This window comes from Streptomyces coffeae (assembly GCF_016741875.1).
GTDB lineage: Bacteria > Actinomycetota > Actinomycetes > Streptomycetales > Streptomycetaceae > Streptomyces > Streptomyces coffeae.
In genome coordinates this window covers 12,221-32,058 of sequence record NZ_JAERRF010000039.1, presented here as the reverse complement: position 1 = coordinate 32,058, position 19,838 = coordinate 12,221, and the positions used below count along the sequence as shown (strand labels likewise).

Sequence of the window (19,838 nt, the reverse complement as noted above, 5' to 3'; positions counted from 1 at the left end):
CCGTCCTACAGCTTCGCCGTGCCGAGATCCTCCAGAACGGCGAGGTGGAGCTCGGCCACGCGCTTCCAGTCGTAGACCGGCCGCAGCCGTACGGCCGCCTCCCGGGCATGACGGAGCTGGGCCTCATCCAATCCATCGATGCACCGCCTGAGGTCCTCGGCGGACGAGCCATAGCAGATGCCCGCGTCGCCGAGATATTCCGTCAGGAACGGCCAGGAGGACACCAAGGCCGGCAGGCCCGCACCCACGACGTCCCCGACCGTCCCGGTCGTGAGCATTCCCTCGTCGAAAGGCATCACCAACACGTCGATGGCGGCCAGGCGCCGGTTGTACTCCTCCTGCGGCACATGGTCGTAGGGGAAGGCCACGATGCGCGGGTCGTCCGGCACCTGCCGGCCGCGGGCCGAGGAGAGGACGAGGAGTTCGATATCGTCCCGCGCCGACGCCGCGACCGCCTCCATCACCAGATCGGCGCGCTTCTCGCGCCGAGGTGCGCCGATGACGGCCAGGCGCAGCACACCCGGCCGCAGACCCAGAGACTTCTCGACCTCCTGCCGCTGGATCGTGATGTCTTCGGGGAGCGGATTGCCGGCGTGCCCGTGCGGGATCACCCAGTGCCGGGTGTGCTCACCGAATGCGTAGCGTTCGAGCACGCGAGCCTTCCCGTACTCGCTGTGGTGGATGACGGTGTCGGCGGCCGCCGCCCACTGCGCGTAGACCTCCTCGTCGTTCGGTATCCGGTGGTGCGGGACGAGGTTGTGCTGCGTCCAGACGATCTTCACGCCGTTCTCCTGAAGCAGGGCGATCAGTGCCCGATGAGCGCTCGGCTCGCACGGCGGAATGTGATCCGGCAGCAGGCGGGGGTGCGACGGCCAGTAGAGATATTCCGGCCAGTGCAGGTGGAACTGGTCCCAGCCGTCCAGCGCCGCGGTGTCTCCCCAGTACACCTCCTGGGGCGTCGGTCCGTGTACGATCCGGCCGGCGAGCGGTTCGTAGAGGCTGGCGTCGTATGCGTCGAAGTGGGCCGTCGTCATGATCCGGAGCCGCGGTGAGACCGACCAGCGGAACCGGACACGGGAGGTGGGCTCCAGGTCCACCTGGTGCACCGCCGGCAACTCGGCCCAGCTGCTGCGGTATTCCGTCAGTCCACTGGTGTCGACCGTCGTGACGTGGTCGTCGCCCGTGGTCTCGAACCGGACGTTCAACGGGCGGTCCGTCGTCTCCGCCACCTGGAGGGACAGGGCATCGGGGACCGTGTCGAACCGCAGATCCTCCGCCACCCGTAGCGTCGCTCCCTCGACCTGGTACGTGGCCCGTCGCCGACCGCCGAGCACCGGACGGTCGGCCGGCACATCGAGCTGACCGGCTTGCACCCATCCGATGTGTTCGACCTCTATGCCGTGGGGGACCTTGCGCACCGATACGGGAAGGCCCGCGGGCGTGAAACGGCTCTGGTGGCGTATCGCCATCGGCAGACCGGTGACAAGATCGCTGTCGACCGGGACCTCGAAGAGACCAGGATTCCGCGGGGCGGCGAGATACTCGCTCAGGCTGCCGCCGACCAGCGGCAGCACAAAGGCCAGATCCCTGGACCGGTAGGACCACACCCCCGAGTTCCGGGACTCGTCGAACCACACCAGCTCGTCCCGGTCGGCCGTGAGGGGGGTGCGTCCGGCCAGGCGGTCCAGCGAGTTGGCGGCGTCGGCCAGTTTACCCAGACAGTCCAGGGTCATCTGAAGACGGGCGTTCGAACCCCGGTAGGCGTCGGTCGAACGGTACTGGTGCGCGGCCACCAGACCGCCGGGGAACCAGGTGCGCAGATGGGCGAAAGCGTTCTCGGCGCGCCCGACCCACTCGCCGATCGCGTCCTCGGCGACCAGCCGGTGGCACGCGGCCAGTCCCGCAAGCTCCACGGTCAGGCACAGGGCGAGTGCACCGGTCGAACGGCCCCAGGTGACGGCCGCTCCGTTGCGGCTGATCACCGACTCGACCAGGCGGAGAGCGTTGGCGGCCCCGGCGGTCCAGGCATCGCCGAAACCGGCGGCCAGTGGCTCGGTGAAGAGGTAGACATCCGCGGTGTAGATATCGAAGCGGCCATCGCCCTGGTACGAGTCGTCGAGATAGCCGCGGGAGTTGGCGGTCAGGAGGTCGCGTGTCCGGGCTGTCAGGTCGTCGAGCACATCCAGGTCGATCGGCAGACCCAGCGCTTGGCGGCCCGCTTCACAGCGCGCCAGGACCGCGGCGTAGTTGCGCGGGAGCCCCGCGTCCAGAAGCGGCAGGAAGGACAGGGAGTCGCAGGCAGCCGCTATCTCGCTGCGCTGGGCGGCGGTCAGCTGCGCCAGCAGGGGGTTCCCGTCGAACGGCCCGTAGCGTGCGACGGTCTCCGCCACGCGGTAGGAGGCGAAGGTGTGAGTGCCCTGTCCATCGGTCGGGGCGAGGACGGTGCGCAACGCGTCCTCCACCGGCATGCCCGCGACCCGGGAAACCCCTCCGGTACCCAGCAGCCCAAGGGTGAAGGCAAGATCCGCGCGCACATCGGCTTCGACCTGGTGCCCGCCGAACACCCTCGGGATACGGAAGCCCGGGAGGTGTGTCGTGTGCAGCTCTTCCAGGCATCCCACGACGAACTCCCGCAGGCGGTCGGCGAGTAGCGTCATCGGTTCGCCCCCATGGCGGGAAGAACGACGAGGCCGCGGGGCCGCACCGGCTGTCCCGGGGCGGCCGTCCGCCCCGGAATCGGGCCTATGGGGGTGCTGTGCACATCTCCTCCTGGAGTCTTTCGCACGGGCTCACCCGTGAGCAGGCTTCCCGTCCTCCTTCGGCTGCGAGGAGTCTTATCGGGCGGCGACAGGCAAATCCCCAGCTTCCGCGCAACACCGAGCGCTCCATGGCCCGCGGTATGGAAGGTGAGGCGAGACTGGGGATTTCCGGGCGCGGCGCCGTCTTCACTGGGCGTCAGGCGGACATCGCGACCGGAAAGGGACCGAGGAAACTTGGACACGAAGGACGACGCCACGACAGCCTGGATTCGTCGGTACCACCCGTCTGGTGACAGCACCGCCCGGCTCATCTGTTTTCCCCACGCGGGGGGCTCGGCCAGCTTCTTCCACCCGGTGTCGGTCCGGTTCTCCCCCGACACCGATGTGATCGCCCTGCAATATCCCGGCCGCCAGGACCGGCGTCGCGAGCCCTGCATCGAGGACATCGGCACGCTCGCCGACCAGCTCGCCGAGGAGATCCAGGCGCTGAGCGACAAGCCCACCGTGTTCTTCGGGCACAGCATGGGGGCGGTGCTGGCCTTCGAGACCGCCTTCCGGCTGGAGCAGCGGGGACTCAACTCCCCGCACACCGTGCTCGCCTCGGGGCGGCGCGCGCCGTCGACCGTACGGGACGAGCAGGTGCACACCCGCGACGACCGCGGCATCATCTCCGAGCTCAAACTGCTCAACGGAACCGACTCCGCGGTGTTCGGCAACGACGAGCTGCTGAGCTTGGCACTGCCCGCGATCCGGGGCGACTACCGCGCCATCGAGACCTACGCCGGCGAGCCGGGCCGCCGGGTCCGCTGCCCCCTCACCGTACTGACCGGGGACAACGACCCGCGGACCACACTGGACGAGGCACACGCCTGGCAGGAGCACACCGAAGGCGCCTTCCGGGTGGAGGTGTTCTCCGGGGGCCACTTCTTCCTCGCCGACCACCAGGACGAGGTCAACAAGGTGATTGCCGAGGCACTCGACGCCGCGCGCGCGGCGCGGACCGCCGCCTCACCGTGATCCGACCGGGTTCCCCCGGCACTTTCACACCACTGAGGCGCCACCCAGGTCCGCCCGGCGGCCGGTATTCCCCCTCCCCCCCCAGCCGGCCGCCGGGCCTATGTCCTTCGCGGCGCGACGCAGCCCGTACCCCGCTCCGTAGCGCCGAACCGCAGTGCCCCATCAGGCAGGAACATGAGGAGAAGTCCGTGCCGACATCCGAGGATCTGCCCACGCTGACCACCGAGGCACAGCCCGTGCTGTGTCCCAGTCGTCTTGAGTCCCTGCGGACGAACGCGCCGGTCTGCCGGGTGCGCACCCCGGCAGGTGACGAGGCATGGCTGGTCACCCGGCACGCCGAGGTGAAGCAACTACTCCACGACCAGCGGCTCGGCCGGTCGCACCCGAACCCGCCCGCCGCCCCGAAGTACATCAACAACTCCATGGTCGACATGCTCATCTCCGCTGACGCGGAGGCCGCCCGGGAGATGCACGCCAAGTCCCGCTCGGTGCTCACGCCGCAGTTCTCCGCGCGGCGTATCAACGCCCTGCGCCCGCGGATCGAGGCGCTGACGACGGCCATGGTGGAGGACTTCGCCACCCGGGAGCGGCCCGCGGACCTGCACGCCCACTTCTCCCTGCCGTACGCCCTGCGGATCCTGTACGAGCTCATCGGCGTGCCGGAGGCGGACCAGGGGCGGTGCGCGGCGCTGCTGGCCAGCATGGGACAGGTCGGCAGCGGGGCGGACCCGTCGTCCGGACCGGCAGCGCTGTTCGGCCTGCTCACCGAGATCGCGGCAGGCAAGCGGGCGGAACCCGACGACGATGTGATCTCCCGGCTGTGCGAGACGGGCGTCCCCGACGTCGAGGTCGGCGCACTGGCCGCGGCCCTGATGTTCGCGGGACTGGAGGCCGTCGCCACCCATATCGACCTCGGGGTGGTGCTGCTGTCCGTCCATCCGGAGCAGCGCGACCGGGTACTCCGCGATCCGGCACAGCTGGCCGGCATGGTCGAGGAGGTGCTGCGGTCGGCCAAACGGGCCGGGGCCACCCTGCCGCGGTACGCCAGTGAGGACATCGAGATCGGTGGTGTGACGATCCGGGCGGGCGAGCTGGTACTGCTCGACTTCGCCCTCGCCAACTTCGACGACCGGGCCTTCGCCACGCCCGAGGAGTTCGACGTCACCCGTTCCCCGAACCAGCACCTGACCTTCGGCCACGGGATCTGGCACTGCATCGGCGCACCACTGGCCCGCCTGGAGCTGAGCACCGCCTTCACCACCTTGTTCACCCGCCTGCCCGGGCTGCGCCCGGCGGTCCCGTCCGATGAGCTGGTCACACGGGCCGGAAAGCTCGTCGGGGGGCTCGACGAACTGCCGGTGACCTGGTGAGCGGCGCCGAGGCGCCGGACGCCGCCAAGCGGGTCGACTTCCCGCTGCGGCGGACCGGTGGCACTTTCCCGCCCCAGGAGTACGAGGAGTTCCGCGAACGCGAGGGGCTGGTCTGGTCCACCATGCCCACCGGGGACCGGGTCTGGCTGGTGACGCGCTACGAGGACGTGCGCGCGGTGCTCACCCATCCGAAGATCAGTTCCGACCCCCGGCATGAGGGCTTTCCGGCCCCTGGCCGGACCGGCGGGCCACCCGCCCAGACCCAGGTGCCCGGCTGGTTCGCGGCGCTGGACCCGCCCGAGCACGACCGCTACCGCAAGGTCCTCATCCCGGAGTTCAGTTTCCGGCGTATCAAGGAACTGCGGCCGCGGATCCAGGAGATCGTCGAAGGCTGTGTCGAGAGGCTGCTGGCCAAGGGCAGCCCGGCGGATCTGGTGACCGACTTCGCGGTGCCGGTGCCATCTCTGGTGATCTGCGAGCTGCTCGGGGTGCCGCCGGTGGACCGCGGCTTCTTCGAGTCCCGTATCCGTGTCCTGGTCACGCTGACCTCCACCGACGAGGAGCGTGACGAGGCCACCAAGCAGCTGCTGCGCTATCTCGGCCGGATGCACACCATCAAGCGGCGGCGTCCCGGAGACGACCTGATCAGCGTGCTGATCAGGTCGGAGGCGCTGACGCCGATGGAGACCGCGGGCGCGGCGCTGCTGCTGCTCATCGCGGGGCAGGAGACCACGGCGAACAACATCGCGCTCGGGGCGGTCACCCTGTTGTCGAATCCCCAGTGGATCGGCGACGACGGGGTGGTGGAGGAGCTGCTGCGGTTCTACTCCGTCGCCGACCTCGTGCCGCTGCGGGTGGCTGTGGCGGACGTCGAGATCGCCGGGCAGGTCATCAAGGCCGGTGAGGGCATCGCCCCGCTGGTCGCCGCCGCCAACTTCGACGGTTCCGCCTTCTCCTGCCCGCACCAGTTCGACCCCGGCCGCTCCGAGCAGCACCACATCGCGTTCGGCTTCGGCCGCCACCTGTGCCTCGGGGCCCATCTCGTACGGGCGGAGATGGAACTCGCCTATCAGACCCTGTTCCAGCGGATCCCGACACTGGAGCTCGCGCGGCCGGTCGAGGAGCTGGTGTTCAAGGAAGCCGGGGTGCTGCACGGTCTGGACACCCTGCCGGTCCGGTGGTGAGTCCCCCGATCCGCCCGATGTCACCGATCCGTCCGACGTCACTGACACCAAGGAGCCTGACAATCCCATGGCCGCACGTCTCACCCGGCTTCCCTCCACGTCCGCCGTGAGCGACGTCTGCGCGGCCCTCGACCGCGACGGCGGCGTGATCGTGGAGAACCTCATCGACGCCACGACCCTCCAGGGACTGTGGGATGACCTCGGCCCGGCCCTCGACGCGACCGGGTACGGGGACAGCTCGTTCACCGGGCAGCGGACCAAGCGGCTGTGCTCGCTGTTCGCCCGCTCCCGGCACATGGAACGCATTGCGCTCAACCCGCTGTTCCTCGGCGCCGCCCGTGACCTCATCGAGCGGCCCGCACCCAACTGGTTCGGGCCGCAGCGCGCACTGCTCGCACCCAACGTCCAGGTCAGCATCACGCAGCTGATTCAGATCTGGCCCGGGGAGACGCCGCAGCCCGCACACCGTGACGACATCGCCCATCTGCTCCCCTGCCCGGGGCCCACCAACCGGGTGCAGATCATGCTGGCGATGGACGAGTTCACGGATGAGAACGGCGCCACCTTGGTGTATCCGGGCAGCCATACCTGGGAGGCGGAGCGCGGCCCCCGTCCGGACGAGGCCGTCTCCGCCGAAATGGCGCCCGGCTCCTGCCTGATCTGGGTCGGCGGACTGTTCCACGGCGGCGGGCCGAATCTGTCCGACACCCCGCGCACCGGCCTCACCGTGGCCCTCGTACGCGGAAACCTCCGACAGGAGGAGAACCAGTACCTGGCCGTGCCCAGGGAGATCGTGCGCGAGTACCCGGAAGAGCTCCAGCGCCTCCTCGGCTACGGCATCTGCCCGCCGTTCCTGGGCTGGTACGAACAGCAGGATCCGATGCTGCTGCTCAAGGACGAGGGCGTGGCGGGCGAGGGCGCCTGACACCCCCTAAAGCCGGCGCCCCGGCGGACCGGACGACCCCCGGGAGGGGATATACGGCCGTGCCGCGGGTGCTGTGGCATCCACCTCGGTTGCGAGGACGGCTCCGGCTGGGCCGTGGCCATGGCCGAGTCCGTAGCGCGCTGTGGTGATCATCAACTGGCCGGCGGTGGGATGGAGGCAGACGGACGTCGGCTGCGGGGTGGGCAGGTCCAGGGTGGCGAGGAGGGCACCGCTCGGGTCGTAGCGGTGAACCTGGCCCGCACCCCACACGGCGACCCAGAGGTGGCCTTGGGTGTCGACGGTCATGCCGTCGGGAGAGCCGTTCGCCGGCCGCGTGAACACATGCTGGTCGGTGGGCGTGCCTTCGGCATCCAGCGGGCAGCGGTAGATGATGCCGGCCGAGGAATCGGCGACGTACAGGATGCTGCCGTCGTCGGTGAAGGCGGGGCCGTTGACGATGGTCATGCCGCGCAGGACCTGGTGCACACCGCCGTCGTTGTCGGTTCGGTAGAGGCTTCCGGCGCGGGGTGTGTTGTCGTAGGGCATACTCGTGGCCCAGAACCGGCCGAGCGGGTCGCAGGCGCCGTCGTTCATGCGGGTCGACAGACGGGTGTGGTCCTCGGGACGGGCGAGCCAGGCCCATTGGCCGTCGGCGTCGAGGAGCGCTATCCCGGTGCCGGCCGCTGCTATCCAGGACCCGGGTGCCCCGTGGACGGGCGCGACGGCGCCGAGCGGCATGTCGAGGGTGGCCAGTTCCCGCACCTGGCCCGGTGCCCGGCCGGTGATTTCCAGGAGGCGTCCGGCGAGGATGTCGGTGAAGATGAGGCGCCCGTCCACCCAGCGGGCGCCTTCGCCTAGTTCGCAGTCGCTGTCGGCCAGGATCCGCACGGGGGCGGGCATACGTACGGAGGAGGGCTTGGAGTGCGGCATCGGGGTTTTCCGTTCACTAGGTCCCTAGCGCAGGGCAGTGCCTGTCGGCTGGTCGAGAAGCGTCAGGTCGTCTCTGGTGGGCAGCCCCTCCCAGTCCCCGTGGGTGCTGACGGCGAAGGCGCCCGTCGTGGTGGCGCGTTCGAGCCGGCGCCGGGCATCGAGACCGTCGAGGAGCCCTGAGAGGTATCCGGCGACAAATGCGTCACCGGCTCCGATGGTGTCGACGACGGGGACGGAGCGGGCCGGTGCGGCGATGCTGCCGTCCTCGGAGATGACAGCGGCACCATCGCCACCACGGGTGATGACGATTTCGCGGCAGCTTTGTCGCAGCAGGGCGGCGGTGGCGTCGTGCTCCGTGAGGGCGGGATCGTCGCAGACCAGAGGGAGTTCGTCGGCGGAGGCCACGATGATGTCGGCCAGCCGGGACAGCGGCAGGAGTGTGGTGCGGGCCTGGTCGGCAGACCACAGCCGGGCGCGGTAGTTGACGTCCAGGCAGACAGTGGTGCCAAGGGCCCGGGCCCGCCGGACCGCCGCCATCGTCGCGTCGGCGGCTGTGGGACTGAGCGCCGGGGTGATTCCAGTCAGGTGGAGGATGCGGGTACCGGCCCGCAGCGCCGGGAGGACGTCCGCGGGCCGGATCGCCGAACCGGCTGAGCCGGCGCGCCAGTAGGTGACGCCTGCCAGATCCCGGATGCGTCGTTCGGCCACGAGCAGGCCGGTGGGCCGGCCGTCGCGGTCGATGGCGGTGTGGCTGACATCGACCGCTTCGGCGCGCAGGGTGCGCAGCACCAGTGCGCCGAACTCGTCGTCGCCGACGCGGCCCGCCCAGCTGACGGTGTGGCCGAGCCTGGCGAGCCCAATGGCCACATTGGCCTCGGCACCGGCGACGGACAGGCTCAGGGTGCCGCCCAGGCGGACCGGGGTGCGGGCCCGTAGCGCGCCCATCGCTTCCCCGAAGGTGACGACATCGGGGCAGCCGGGCTGTGGGGTGCCGGTCATCGATGCACCTCTCCGGCGAGTGCGCGGTGCCATGTTCTGGCGCGCAGGCGCAGCGCATCGAGGTCTCCGCCGTCGGCGGCATCTCCGATGAGCGGTGTTCCGACGCCGACGGCGAGGGCGCCGGCGGCGATGTAGGCGCGGGCTGCGGCCAGGTCGATACCGCCGACGGGGACGAAGGGAACGTCGGGGAACGGCCCGCGCAGCGCCGTGAGGTAGCCGGGGCCGCCGAGGCAGCTGGGGAAGAGTTTGACGGCGCGGGCGCCACGGTCCCTCGCGATGATGATCTCCGTAGGAGTGAGGGCCCCCATGACGACGGGGAGCTCGGGCAGGGGGTCGAGGAGCCCTGGTGTGACCAGAAAGCCGGCTCCCGCGTCGGCGGCGCGAGCGGCGTCGTCGGAGGTGCAGACGGTGCCTGCGCCGAGCAGGACGTGTGCGCCCAGTGCCTGGCGGGCTCGCTCGATCACGCGCAGGGCGTCGGGGGTGGTGAGGGAGACCTCGACGGTGGTGATGTCTTCGTCGGCCAGGGCCAGGACGGTCTTCAGCGCGGCGTCGGCGTCGGTACCGCGGACGATGGCGAGCAGGTGGTGCCGTGGTGCGGTGGGGTTCATGGCGTGGCCTTGCCGGGTCGATGGCGTGGACTGCCGGTTGCGGTGATACGGAGCTGCCAGGTGAGGGTTCCGCCGCTGGGGACGGTCGCCGCGTCGGACGGCCCGGCCTCCGCGAGGTCGAAGACGGATCCGAGCATGGGCTCGACCCCGATGCTGCGGTAGGGGGAAGTGGCGGGGAACCCGGCGAGGTTGCGCCACAGGGCGATGGAGAGGGGGACGCCGGGGTCTGCGTACAGGGTGAGGGAGAGCGTGCCGGAACCATCGGTGACCTGGACTCCGCAGCAACCGGTGAGGATCGCCCCGACGGCGCTGCCGTCGTCGGGGCCGAGGCGGTCCAGCCGCAGGCCGTGGGGGGCCGGCCAGCGTCCCGTGAGGTACCGGGACGGATGGGGCCAGGGCCGGCCGAGATGGGGAGCGGCTTCGGGGAAGAGGCGGGTGGGGGTTCCCCAGGGGGCGGTCAGGCAGGCGCTGGGGGTGAGGTCCAGCAGGGCGTGTGCCGCCCACAGCAGCCGGTATCCGGGGTCGGCGGTCAGCTGGTAGTCGGCGACCAGGCCGGAGCCCTCCTTCCGGATACGCCGACGGAGCGTGAACTGCGGACAGTTCACCTCATCGCTGTCACCGGTGCGGCGCCAGGGCCGGGACCAGGCGTCGCCATGGTCCGGAAGGCCGCGGACGGTCGGGACGCACTCCTCGAGTCCGCCGGCGTCGACGAAGGGGGCGCCGGGGCGGACCTGAGCGCGTGCGGGGTCCGGGCGGTGCCACAGCCACTCGTGTCCACCGGCTCGGAGGGAGGTCCATCGGCCCCCGTGAGCCAGGTCGGTGCGCACGGTCAGCGGGAGTGTCACCATTCGGCGAACGCCCCGTCCGCGTGGCGCCATACGGGGTTGCGCCAGCTGTGGCCGTGCTCGGCGGCCTGGCGCACGGCGTCCTCGTCGATGTCGATCCCCAGGCCCGGCGCGAGGGGCCGGTTGGCGTAGCCGTCGGTGAAGCGGAACGGCGACGGATCGAGGAGGTAGTCCAGCAGGTCGCTCCCGCGGTTGTAGTGAATGCCCAGACTCTGCTCCTGGATGAGGAAGTTGGGTATGGCGAAGGCGAGTTGAAGACTCGCGGCGAGGGAGATCGGGCCGAGGGGGCAGTGCGGAGCGACGCTCACGTCGTGGACTTCGGCGAGGGAGGCGATACGGCGTACTTCGGAGATGCCGCCGGCGTGGGAGACATCGGGCTGGGCGACCGCGATTCCGGTGGCGAGCACATCGCGGAAGTCCCAACGGGAGTACAGCCGTTCGCCGACGGCAAGGGGAACCGAGCTGGAATCGACCAGTTGCCGCAGGTCGCGAGCGTGCTCGGGCAGGACCGGCTCTTCGACGAACATCGGCTGGAGGAACTCCAGCAGGGGCAGCAGGCGCCGGGACATCGCAGTGGACATCCTGCCGTGGAAGTCGACGGCGATATCGCGTTCGTCGCCGAGTACCTCGCGTACGGCCGCGACCCGGTCCAGTACCGCCTGTGTGCTGGCGGGGGTGTCGATGGGGGCGAGCTGTGCCGAGCCGTTCATCTTGACGGCCGTGAATCCCGCCGCGATCTGCTCCTGCGCATGCTCGGCCGCGCGGGACGGGGTGTCGCCGCCGACCCAGGCGTACACCCGCACCCGGTCGCGGACATGGCCGCCGAGCAACTGGTGTACGGGCACTCCGTAGGTCTTGCCGGCGATGTCCCACAGGGCCTGGTCGATACCGGAGACCGCGCTGGAGAGCACCGGACCGCCGCGGTAGAAGCCGCCCTTGGTCAACACCTGCCAGTGGTCCTCGATGCGCAGGGGGTCGGTGCCGATCAGGTAGTCGGCGAGTTCGCCGACGGCGGCACGGACGGTGTCCGCGCGGCCTTCGACGATCGGTTCCCCCCAGCCGGTGATTCCCTCGTCGGTGGCGATCCGCAGGAACAGCCAGCGCGGGGCGACAAGGAAGGTCTCCAGCGCGGTGATCTTCATCCGGTCTCTCCTCCATGGGGCTGGGCCAGGACCCGGGCGAGGTCGGCGACGGCCTGGCTCAGCAGGGCCTCGACCGCCCGGGTGGCAGCCGCGGTATCCCGTGCGCGTATGGCGTCGAGGACGGCCCGGTGCCCGGGAACGGAGTCCGCACAGTGCTCGGCCCCGTGGACGATCTGGTCCCGTACGCGCAAGCCGGCCTCGATGACAACTTCCATCCGGGTCAGCAGTTCGTTGTGGGTGGCGGCCATCAGCGCCCGGTGAAAGGCGAGGTCGGCGTCGACGATGGTCGTGGTGTCGCTGTCGGGAGCGCTCATGCGCTCCAGTGCCTCGGCAAGGGCTTCCAGGTCCCCCTCGGTACGGCGTTCGGCGGCCAGGCGGGCCGCGGCCGGCTCGAAGATGGCGCGGACTTCGGCCAGGTTGTCGAAGAAGGTGTCGTCCGGACTTCCCAGCGCCTGCCAGCGCAGCAGATCACTGTCGAGAAGGTTCCAGTCGGCACGGGGACGGACGAACGTACCGCGCTTCTGGCGCGATGCGATCAGTCCCTTGGACGCCAGTACGCGCAGCGCCTCGCGCACAACGGTCTTGCTGACACCGAGCTCCTGCTCGATCTGGTCGGGGTACAGGGCGCCCCCGGGCTGGTACTCCCCGCGGATGATCCTGGTGCCGATCACCTCGACCGCCTGGCGGTGCAGACCCCGTGCGGCGCTGTTCATCGTGTTCTCCTCGGTATGTGGCCCGATGCGCCGACGCGTCACCGGTTGCGGGGCAAGAGTGTTCAGGACGAGGCTTTGAAGATCGACCAGCCCCCGTCGACGACCAGGCTGGTCCCGGTGACGTACGAGGCGTCGTCAGAGGCGAGGAAGGCGACCGCCGCCGCCACCTCCTCGGGCAGGCCGAACCTCTTGACCACGGTCTCGGCCACACTCGCCGCACGATCGGCATCCGCTACGCGATCCCAGGCGCGGGTCAGAATCGGCCCGGGCACCACCGTGTTGACGCGGACCCGCGGGCCGTACTCGACGGCGAGTTGACGGCCCAGCGCGCACAGCGCGCCCTTGGCCGCGGAGTAGGCGGGATGGCCGGGCAGTCCGACCAGGGCGTGCACCGAGGAGGTGAGTACCACCGTTCCGCCGGACTCCTCCAGCGCGGCGGCGAAGGCCCTCATCGCCAGCCAGGACGCCTTCAGGGTGACGGCGAGTTGTGCGTCCCACTCGTTCTCGTCCAGCCGGTGGGCCGGTTTGACCACGACGTGGTAGGCGTTGCTGTGCACCACGTCCACGCGGCCGTAGGTCTGCCGGGCATGGCCGGCGAGCTCCTCCCACACGGCCGCGCTCGCCACGTCGCCGTGCCGGTACTCGGCCTTCCCTCCCGCCCGGACGATCCCCTCGGCCACCTCGCGGCCCGCTTCGTCGGCGATATCGACCACGATCACGGCCGCGCCCTCGGAGGCCAGCCGCCGTGCCGTGGCCGCGCCGATGCCACGAGCAGCGCCGGTGATCACCGCCACCCGTCCCTCGAACCTTCGACATCCGTGTTCGGTCACAACGCAACGGTAGCTCTTCGCATTAATAATTCAATATCTTGACAACGCTGTGCCGGTGGTCACACGATGCCGTGCAGGCAAGCCGGTGACGGCGATGCCCCGCGCCAGTCGTACGTGTGCTGCCCGGCAGCACAGTCCCGTGCAGTGCACCGCGGTATCCGTCGGTGTGCCCCAACGCCGTTGAGTTCAGCGGGAGTCCATCCGTGATCTCGATGCTCGCCCCGGCCGCCCACGACGTGGCCGTTCAGCCCACCTTCGAAGAACGTTGAACGGAGCCGTGACAATGATCCCTGCAAGAACCCGCGCCGCCGCTGTCGTCGGGATCGCCGCCATCCTGACGCTGGGTGCCTGCTCTTCCGGTCAGTCCGAGGTCGGCTCGGGCGAGGTGAAGAAGGCACACGGGAAAATCTCCCTCGCCTACCTCCAGAAGCAGGGCGACCAGGAGTACTTCGTGGGCGAGGCCGAGGGCGCCGAGGCCAAGGCCGCCCAGCTCGGCGTCGACCTCAAGGTCGTCAACCTCGGCAATGACGCCAACAAGGCCATCAGCGAGGTGAAGTCCGCGATCGCGCAGAAGGTCAACGGGTTGATCATCGTCGTACCCGACCCGGCCGTGGGCCCCGAGGTCGCGCAGGCGGCCAGGGACGCCAAGATCGCCCTGCTGACCTCCGACGACCAGATCTGCACCACCGGACCCGACCCGGTCAAATGCCCCAAGGGCGATCTCGTGCCCCGTGTCGGATTCAGCGGCGACCAGATGGGCGGTGAGGTCGGTAAGCGGGCCGCCGAGGAATTCAAGAAGTCCGGCTGGAAGGCCGAGGACACCCGGATCATCTCCGCGTGGAAGCAGGACGTGACCGTGTGCAGCGACCGGGTCAAGGCCGCCAAGGAAGCCTTCACGGCCGGCGCCGGAGCGAAGGTGCGGAACATCGACGTCGCCACCGACAACACCCCCACCGGCGCCCAGGACAAGGTCGCAGCCACCGTCACCGCCAAGCGCGACGTCAAGCACTGGATCGTCTGGGGCTGCAATGACGAGAACGTCCAGGGCGGGGTCACCGCCCTCCAGAACTCCGGCGTCAGCCACCAGAACATCATCGGCATCGGCCTGGGCGCCTACCTCGCCTGCAAGGACTGGGCCGCGGACAAGTCCTCTGGTATGCGGGCCGCCCTGTTCATCAACGGCAAGGATGTCGGCGCGCTGGCCGTGCAGAAGATGTACGACAGGCTCAAGAACGGCACGGAGTTCCCCGCCGAGGCATTCGCCCCAACGAAGATGGTGGACGCATCGAACTGGCGCAGCGCGGGCCTGAAGTGCAGCTGACCGCGTCCCGGGACCGCGCCGGCCGGCCCGGCAGCCACCTCCCCCGGCATTCCAGCGGCCCGCCGGCCCGTCCCGCCGGCCCCTCCCACAGCTCCCGCAGAGGCTCAGGATGACCACACCCACCGTCCCGCCCGGCACCCCACCACCGGGGCTGTCCGCCGAAGCCGTCAGCAAGAGATTCGGCACCGTCACCGCTCTCCACGATGTCTCCGTGCACTTCCCGCCCGGACAGGTCACCGCGCTGATGGGCGAGAACGGGGCCGGCAAGTCGACCCTGCTGCGCATCCTCACCGGCGACCACCAGCCCACCGTCGGCCGCGTCCTGTTGAACGGCACCCCCCTGAATCTGTCCTCCCCGATCGACGCACGACGGGCCGGGGTCAGGATCATCCCGCAGGAACCGGAGATCATCCCCCATGTCTCGGTCGCCGAGAACATCTATCTCGGCGCCCTCCCCCGCCGGGCCGGGCGGCGCCTGGACCGGGCGGAACTGCGTCGGCGGGTCACCGCCGACCTTGCCCGGCTCGGCTTCGACACCGTCATCGACCCCGACCTGCTGGGGTCCGAACTCACCGCGGCCCAGCGGCAGCTGGTGGAGATCCTGCGCGCGCTGACCGGCGCGCACGCCGCCCAGGTCATCGCGTTCGACGAACCCACCTCCTCACTGTCCGAGCGGGAGGCCGAGGCGCTGTTCTCCCTGATCGCGGCGCTGCGCGACCAGGGCGTGGCGATCATCTACGTCTCCCACCGGATGAAGGAGATCTTCCGTCTCGCCGACCGGATCGCCGTCCTGCGCGACGGCGCCCTGGCAGGCGTTCGCCCGACCTCCGCCACCAGTGAGGGCGAGATCGTACGGCTGATGGTCGGCCGCGATCTGTCCACCATGTTCGAACGGCAGCAGGCCGCCACCGGAGACGTGGTACTCAGCGTCGAGAACCTCACCACCGATGATGTGGACGACGTGAGCCTTGAGGTCCGCTCCGGCGAAGTGGTCGCCCTGGCCGGGCTGATCGGCGCGGGCCGTTCCGAGCTCGCCCTCGCCCTCGCCGGCGACAGCCCGGTGCGCTCCGGCACCATCCGCGTCAACGGCCGTGAGGTGCGCCTGCGCAGCCCGCGTGACGCCATCCGCGCCGGTGTCGGGCTGGCGCCCGAGGAACGCAAGGCCCAAGCACTGTTCCTCCACCGCACGATCCGCGACAACATCACCCTGGTCAGCCTGGGACGCCTGCGCCACGGGCGCTTCGTCAGCAAGGCCAAGGAGAAGGCCCTGGCCCAGGACTTCGCCGACCGCCTGCGGGTGCGGGCCCCCTCGATCGAAGCGCAAGTGGGCACCCTCTCGGGCGGCAACCAGCAGAAAACCGTCCTGGCGCGCTGGCTGGCCCGGCGCCCCGAACTCCTGATCCTCGATGAGCCCACACGAGGCGTCGACATCGGCGCCAAAGTGGAGATCTACCACATCATCGCCGCCCTCGCCCGTGACGGAGTGGCCGTCCTGGTCATCTCCTCCGAACTGCCGGAAGTACTCGGTCTCTCCGACCGCGTCATCGTCATGCAGAACGGCCGGGTGACCGGTGAACTCTCCCGCGACCAGGCATCGGAAGAGGCCATCCTCGCTCTGGCCATGGCCGACGATCTGACCGACACCCCCCACCCCGCCTCCGACGAACCGACCGGAGTCGCATCATGACCACTCAGACCAGCCCCGCCTCCGGCAGCGTCGGCACCCAGCTACCACCCCGGCGCGCCGGCCGGATACGCGTCGTCCTGGACACCATCGGGGCACAGAACCTCAGCCTCGGTGCGGCACTGGCCCTGATGCTCCTCCTCTTCGGATACCTCGACCCCGACTATCTCAGCTGGGACAACCTCCAGGTCATCGCGGAAGCGGTCACCATCGTCGGCCTCCTCGCGGTCGTCGAGACCGTGGTGATCATCTGTGGCGGGCTCGACATATCCGTCGGCTCCCAGGTCGGTCTCGCCTCCGTCGTCAGCGCCATGGTCTTCACCTCCGCCGGTGCCAACCCACTGGCCGGCATGGCAGCCGCCCTCGCGCTCGGCGCGCTGATCGGTCTGCTCAACGGCGCCGTCATCATCTACGGCCGGGTCAACGCCGTGATCGCCACGCTCGCCGGCCTCGCGGCTTACAAGGGCGTCGCCCAGCTGATCTCCGACGGCCGGGCACAGGGGTACGTCCTCACCGACAGCGTCTTCATCTTCCTGGGCCGCGGCAAGATCGCCGGCCTGCCCTTCATGGTGTGGCTGCTGATCCTCGTCGCCGCGGCCGTCCACGTCCTTTTGAAGTACACCGACATCGGTCGCAACCTCTACGCCATCGGAGGCAACGCCACCGCCGCCCGCCTCGCCGGCATCAACCTCAACAAGTACCTCATCGCCGCCTACGCCCTCAGCGGCGTGGTGGCCGCTCTCGCCGGCATCCTCCTGACCGCGCGCACCGGTTCGGGCCAGCCCGTCTCGGGCAGCGAAGGACTGGAACTCCAGGCCATCACCGCCGCCGCACTGGGCGGCTGCGCACTCAACGGCGGCAAGGGCACCATCCCCGGAACTCTCCTCGCCGTCGCCCTCCTCGGGGCCCTCCAGAACGGCCTGACCGTCCAGGGCCTCAACACGTTCTGGCAGAACGTTGCCCAGGGCCTCCTCCTCGTCGCCGCCGTCGTCATCCAACAGCGCCGCTCCGGCCGCCGCGCCGTCGGCTTGCCGGCTTAGGAGGCAGCCGGCCCCCCTCGCGCCGGAGCCGGCGTGGGCTTCCTCCTGTCCACCGCGCCGGCTCCGGCCCCAGGTTTCTGACAGCGAAGGCTCACAGCAAGGTCACCACCGCCGTGCTCGCGCACTGCCGACGGTGGACCGCCGTCGTTGCCGGAAGATCAGCCCGCACTGCGGGGACCACACCCACGCCAAGGAGCGTGAAGCATGTCCTCTACCTCCTGCCCACCAACCACCCGGGGCCGTCACAGACGGCCTCGGACAGCAGGCGTCGTCACCGCCGCACTGGCGCTGTGCGTCGCCCCCGTCATCACCTCCGGCCCTGCCGCGGCGGCAACCGCGCCGGACTCGCTCAGCACCCTGTACGCGGCGGCACCGACACCCACCATGGGCTGGAACTCCTGGTACGGCTATGGGGGATTCCAGTTCTCCGGCGCCCACACCGTAGCGAACATCACCGCCAGGAACATCAACAGCACGAAGATCAGGGCCGAGGCTGACGCCCTGGTCAGCAAGGGGCTGAAGACCGCCGGATACGACACGGTCTGGCTCGATGAAGGCTGGTGGGACGGCTCCCGCGACGGGAGCGGAAACATCACGGTCAACACGACCCAGTGGCCCGGCTTCACCGTCGGCTCCACAACCTACGCAGCCGGTATGAAAGGGCTCGCCGACTACATCCACAGCAAGGGACTGAAGGCCGGCATATACACCGACTCCGGGAAGACAGGTTGCAGCGGTCTTCCCGACGGCAGCGCTGAGCACGTCCAACAGGACATCGACGCCTTCGCCGCCTGGGGCTATGACGCCGTCAAGATCGACCACTGTGGCGGCGACATCACGGGCAAGGACGAGGCCCAGACGTACGCGGCGTACCGTCATGCCATCCTGAACAACTCCTCCGGCAGAACGATGGTCTTCAACGTCTGCCGCTGGCAGTACGGCAGTTATATGCCCGTGACGGCGAACACCTGGCGGACGGACCTCGACATCGCATCCGTCAATGCCGATGGTTCCTCCACACGCGGCGACGGTAATTTCACCTTGGCAAAGGTGATGCGGAACCTGGACACCAACGGCAACACACCGTCGGTGGCCGGGCCCGGCCACTTCAACGACCCGGACTACCTCCTCACCGGTCACGACCTCGACAACGTCCCCACCACCTCCACCGATGCCATTTCCAGGTCGCAGTTCAGCATGTGGGCCATGATGAACGCCCCGCTCATCATCGGCACCAAGGCGAGCACCCTGTCGGCCGCCTCCGTGGCCACGTTGACGAACGACGAAGTCATCGCCATCGACCAGGACTCGCTCGGCGCCCAGGGCGTGAAGGTCTCCGAACCCAGCACGGGCCTCCAAGTATGGTCCAAGCGTCTGGCTGCCCCAGGCACCCGGGCCATCGCGCTGTTCAACCGCACGGGGACAGCGGCACATATCACCGTCAACTTCACCGACACCGGCCTGACCAGCACGGACGCCGTTACCCTGCGCGATTCGTGGGGTAAGACCAACCTCGGCAGCAAGACCGGTAGCTACACCACCAGCGTTCCTGCCTACTCCACCGTCATGCTGAAGGCCACCGGCACCGAGTCCGGCAGCTGGACCGACATCGGTGGCACCCAGTCTGCCAGCCCCGCGATCGCCAGCGGGGGCCCGGACAGTGCAGACGCGTTTGTCCGGGGAACCGACGGCGCCCTCTACCAGAAGACCTGGGGTGGTCACTCCTGGACCGGAGCCTGGGCCAATCTCGGTGGGCCCACCGGCGGAACATTCACCGGAACACCTGCCGCTGTCTCCGACGCCCCGGGCCAGATCGACGTCGCCGTCCGCGGCACCGACAACCACCTCTACCACCGTGCCTACAGAGCCGGCAGCTGGGGATCCTGGGAAGACCTCGGAGGAACGATCGCCGACAGCCCCGCGATCAGCAGCCAGCATGACAACCAGCTCGATGTCTTCGTCCGGGGCACAGACGGCGCCCTCTACCAGAAGAGCTGGGACGGCACCGCATGGAGCAGTAACTGGGCCAATCTCGGCGGCCCCAGCAGCGGAACCTTCACCGGCGCGCCGGCAGCCGTCTCCAACGGTTCAGGACGTATAGACCTCGCCGTTCGCGGTACGGACGACGCGGTTTACCACCGTGCCTACTACGCCGGCAGTTGGCACGCCTGGGAATCCCTCGGCGGCACCATCACGGAATCCCCGGCGATCACCAGCGCGAGCACGAACAGGTGGGACGTTCTGGTGCGCGGTACAGATGGAGCTCTCTACCGGAAGCACTGGAACGGCATTGCCTGGGACAGCAACTGGGCCAATCTCGGGGGTGTCACCAGCGGTACGTTCAACGGCACCCCGGCTGCGGTATCGCTCGGCGGCAACCAGCTTCTCCTCGCTGTGCGCGGAACCGACGACCACAACTACGCGCGGATGCTGACCAGTTCATAGTGATCGAGGCATCTCACTCAGCCGCC

General features: G+C 69.5%; 16 protein-coding genes. 8 read left to right on the top strand and 8 right to left on the bottom strand.

Going from position 1 to position 19,838, the window contains the following annotated elements:
* Positions 1-5: 5 nt before the first annotated feature.
* Positions 6-2,657, bottom strand: coding sequence for a glycosyltransferase family protein (locus tag JK363_RS37135; protein WP_201882346.1), 2,652 nt, complete (start codon positions 2,655-2,657; stop codon positions 6-8).
* Positions 2,658-2,993: 336 nt separating this feature from the next.
* On the opposite strand from JK363_RS37135, the gene JK363_RS37130 reads away from it, so the two are divergent.
* From JK363_RS37130 to JK363_RS37115, 4 genes are all read left to right on the top strand, one after another.
* Complete coding sequence (locus JK363_RS37130) at positions 2,994-3,776, top strand: thioesterase II family protein (RefSeq protein ID WP_201882345.1); 783 nt, start codon at positions 2,994-2,996, stop codon at positions 3,774-3,776.
* Between the two features lie 188 nt (positions 3,777-3,964).
* Positions 3,965-5,146, top strand: coding sequence for a cytochrome P450 (locus tag JK363_RS37125; RefSeq protein WP_201882344.1), 1,182 nt, complete (start codon positions 3,965-3,967; stop codon positions 5,144-5,146).
* A complete protein-coding gene (locus JK363_RS37120; RefSeq protein ID WP_443726314.1) occupies positions 5,143-6,330 on the top strand; it encodes a cytochrome P450 in 1,188 nt (395 codons plus the stop codon). Before JK363_RS37125 ends, JK363_RS37120 begins: the two co-directional genes overlap by 4 nt.
* 67 nt (positions 6,331-6,397) lie before the next feature.
* Positions 6,398-7,255, top strand: a complete 858-nt coding sequence (locus JK363_RS37115; protein WP_201882343.1) for a phytanoyl-CoA dioxygenase family protein — start codon at positions 6,398-6,400, stop codon at positions 7,253-7,255.
* Between the two features lie 6 nt (positions 7,256-7,261).
* On the opposite strand, the gene JK363_RS37110 is transcribed toward JK363_RS37115, so the two are convergent.
* From JK363_RS37110 to JK363_RS37080, 7 genes are all read right to left on the bottom strand, one after another.
* Entirely contained in the window at positions 7,262-8,185 is a 924-nt protein-coding gene (locus JK363_RS37110) for an SMP-30/gluconolactonase/LRE family protein (protein ID WP_236076438.1), read from the bottom strand.
* Between the two features lie 24 nt (positions 8,186-8,209).
* Positions 8,210-9,184: a sugar kinase gene (locus tag JK363_RS37105; RefSeq protein WP_201882341.1), complete on the bottom strand. Its 975-nt coding sequence runs from the start codon at positions 9,182-9,184 to the stop codon at positions 8,210-8,212.
* A complete protein-coding gene (locus JK363_RS37100; protein WP_201882339.1) occupies positions 9,181-9,792 on the bottom strand; it encodes a bifunctional 4-hydroxy-2-oxoglutarate aldolase/2-dehydro-3-deoxy-phosphogluconate aldolase in 612 nt (203 codons plus the stop codon). Before JK363_RS37100 ends, JK363_RS37105 begins: the two co-directional genes overlap by 4 nt.
* Positions 9,789-10,640, bottom strand: coding sequence for a hypothetical protein (locus tag JK363_RS37095; RefSeq protein WP_201882337.1), 852 nt, complete (start codon positions 10,638-10,640; stop codon positions 9,789-9,791). The genes JK363_RS37100 and JK363_RS37095 overlap by 4 nt, the downstream gene beginning before the upstream one ends.
* Positions 10,634-11,779 (bottom strand): galactonate dehydratase, encoded by a 1,146-nt coding sequence (dgoD, locus tag JK363_RS37090; RefSeq protein WP_201882335.1) that lies wholly within the window; start codon positions 11,777-11,779, stop codon positions 10,634-10,636. Before dgoD ends, JK363_RS37095 begins: the two co-directional genes overlap by 7 nt.
* Positions 11,776-12,492 carry a FadR/GntR family transcriptional regulator gene (locus JK363_RS37085; protein ID WP_201882334.1) on the bottom strand — a complete coding sequence of 239 codons (717 nt, stop codon included), beginning with the start codon at positions 12,490-12,492 and terminating at the stop codon, positions 11,776-11,778. The genes dgoD and JK363_RS37085 overlap by 4 nt, the downstream gene beginning before the upstream one ends.
* Positions 12,493-12,554: 62 nt before the next feature.
* Complete coding sequence (locus tag JK363_RS37080; protein WP_307822019.1) at positions 12,555-13,322, bottom strand: SDR family NAD(P)-dependent oxidoreductase; 768 nt, start codon at positions 13,320-13,322, stop codon at positions 12,555-12,557.
* A gap of 283 nt (positions 13,323-13,605) precedes the next feature.
* On the opposite strand from JK363_RS37080, the gene JK363_RS37075 reads away from it, so the two are divergent.
* From JK363_RS37075 to JK363_RS37060, 4 genes are all read left to right on the top strand, one after another.
* A complete protein-coding gene (locus JK363_RS37075; RefSeq protein ID WP_201882333.1) occupies positions 13,606-14,643 on the top strand; it encodes a substrate-binding domain-containing protein in 1,038 nt (345 codons plus the stop codon).
* Positions 14,644-14,752: 109 nt separating this feature from the next.
* Positions 14,753-16,330, top strand: coding sequence for a sugar ABC transporter ATP-binding protein (locus tag JK363_RS37070; protein WP_201882332.1), 1,578 nt, complete (start codon positions 14,753-14,755; stop codon positions 16,328-16,330).
* On the top strand, positions 16,327-17,367 hold the full coding sequence (locus tag JK363_RS37065) for an ABC transporter permease (protein ID WP_201882331.1): 1,041 nt from the start codon (positions 16,327-16,329) through the stop codon (positions 17,365-17,367). The genes JK363_RS37070 and JK363_RS37065 overlap by 4 nt, the downstream gene beginning before the upstream one ends.
* A 204-nt stretch (positions 17,368-17,571) precedes the next feature.
* Positions 17,572-19,812, top strand: coding sequence for a DUF8189 domain-containing protein (locus tag JK363_RS37060; protein WP_201882330.1), 2,241 nt, complete (start codon positions 17,572-17,574; stop codon positions 19,810-19,812).
* The last annotated feature ends 26 nt before the right edge of the window (positions 19,813-19,838 follow it).

Excerpts from the sequence above, each read along its gene's own strand:
- JK363_RS37135 (WP_201882346.1), bottom strand. The coding sequence starts at position 2,657 with ATGACGCTACTCGCCGACCGCCTGCGGGAGTTCGTCGTGGGATGCCTG.
- JK363_RS37115 (WP_201882343.1), top strand. The coding sequence starts at position 6,398 with ATGGCCGCACGTCTCACCCGGCTTCCCTCCACGTCCGCCGTGAGCGAC.
- JK363_RS37110 (WP_236076438.1), bottom strand. The coding sequence starts at position 8,185 with ATGCCGCACTCCAAGCCCTCCTCCGTACGTATGCCCGCCCCCGTGCGG.
- JK363_RS37105 (WP_201882341.1), bottom strand. The coding sequence starts at position 9,184 with ATGACCGGCACCCCACAGCCCGGCTGCCCCGATGTCGTCACCTTCGGG.
- JK363_RS37100 (WP_201882339.1), bottom strand. The coding sequence starts at position 9,792 with ATGAACCCCACCGCACCACGGCACCACCTGCTCGCCATCGTCCGCGGT.
- JK363_RS37095 (WP_201882337.1), bottom strand. The coding sequence starts at position 10,640 with ATGGTGACACTCCCGCTGACCGTGCGCACCGACCTGGCTCACGGGGGC.
- dgoD (WP_201882335.1), bottom strand. The coding sequence starts at position 11,779 with ATGAAGATCACCGCGCTGGAGACCTTCCTTGTCGCCCCGCGCTGGCTG.
- JK363_RS37085 (WP_201882334.1), bottom strand. The coding sequence starts at position 12,492 with ATGAACAGCGCCGCACGGGGTCTGCACCGCCAGGCGGTCGAGGTGATC.
- JK363_RS37075 (WP_201882333.1), top strand. The coding sequence starts at position 13,606 with ATGATCCCTGCAAGAACCCGCGCCGCCGCTGTCGTCGGGATCGCCGCC.
- JK363_RS37070 (WP_201882332.1), top strand. The coding sequence starts at position 14,753 with ATGACCACACCCACCGTCCCGCCCGGCACCCCACCACCGGGGCTGTCC.
- JK363_RS37065 (WP_201882331.1), top strand. The coding sequence starts at position 16,327 with ATGACCACTCAGACCAGCCCCGCCTCCGGCAGCGTCGGCACCCAGCTA.
- JK363_RS37060 (WP_201882330.1), top strand. The coding sequence starts at position 17,572 with ATGTCCTCTACCTCCTGCCCACCAACCACCCGGGGCCGTCACAGACGG.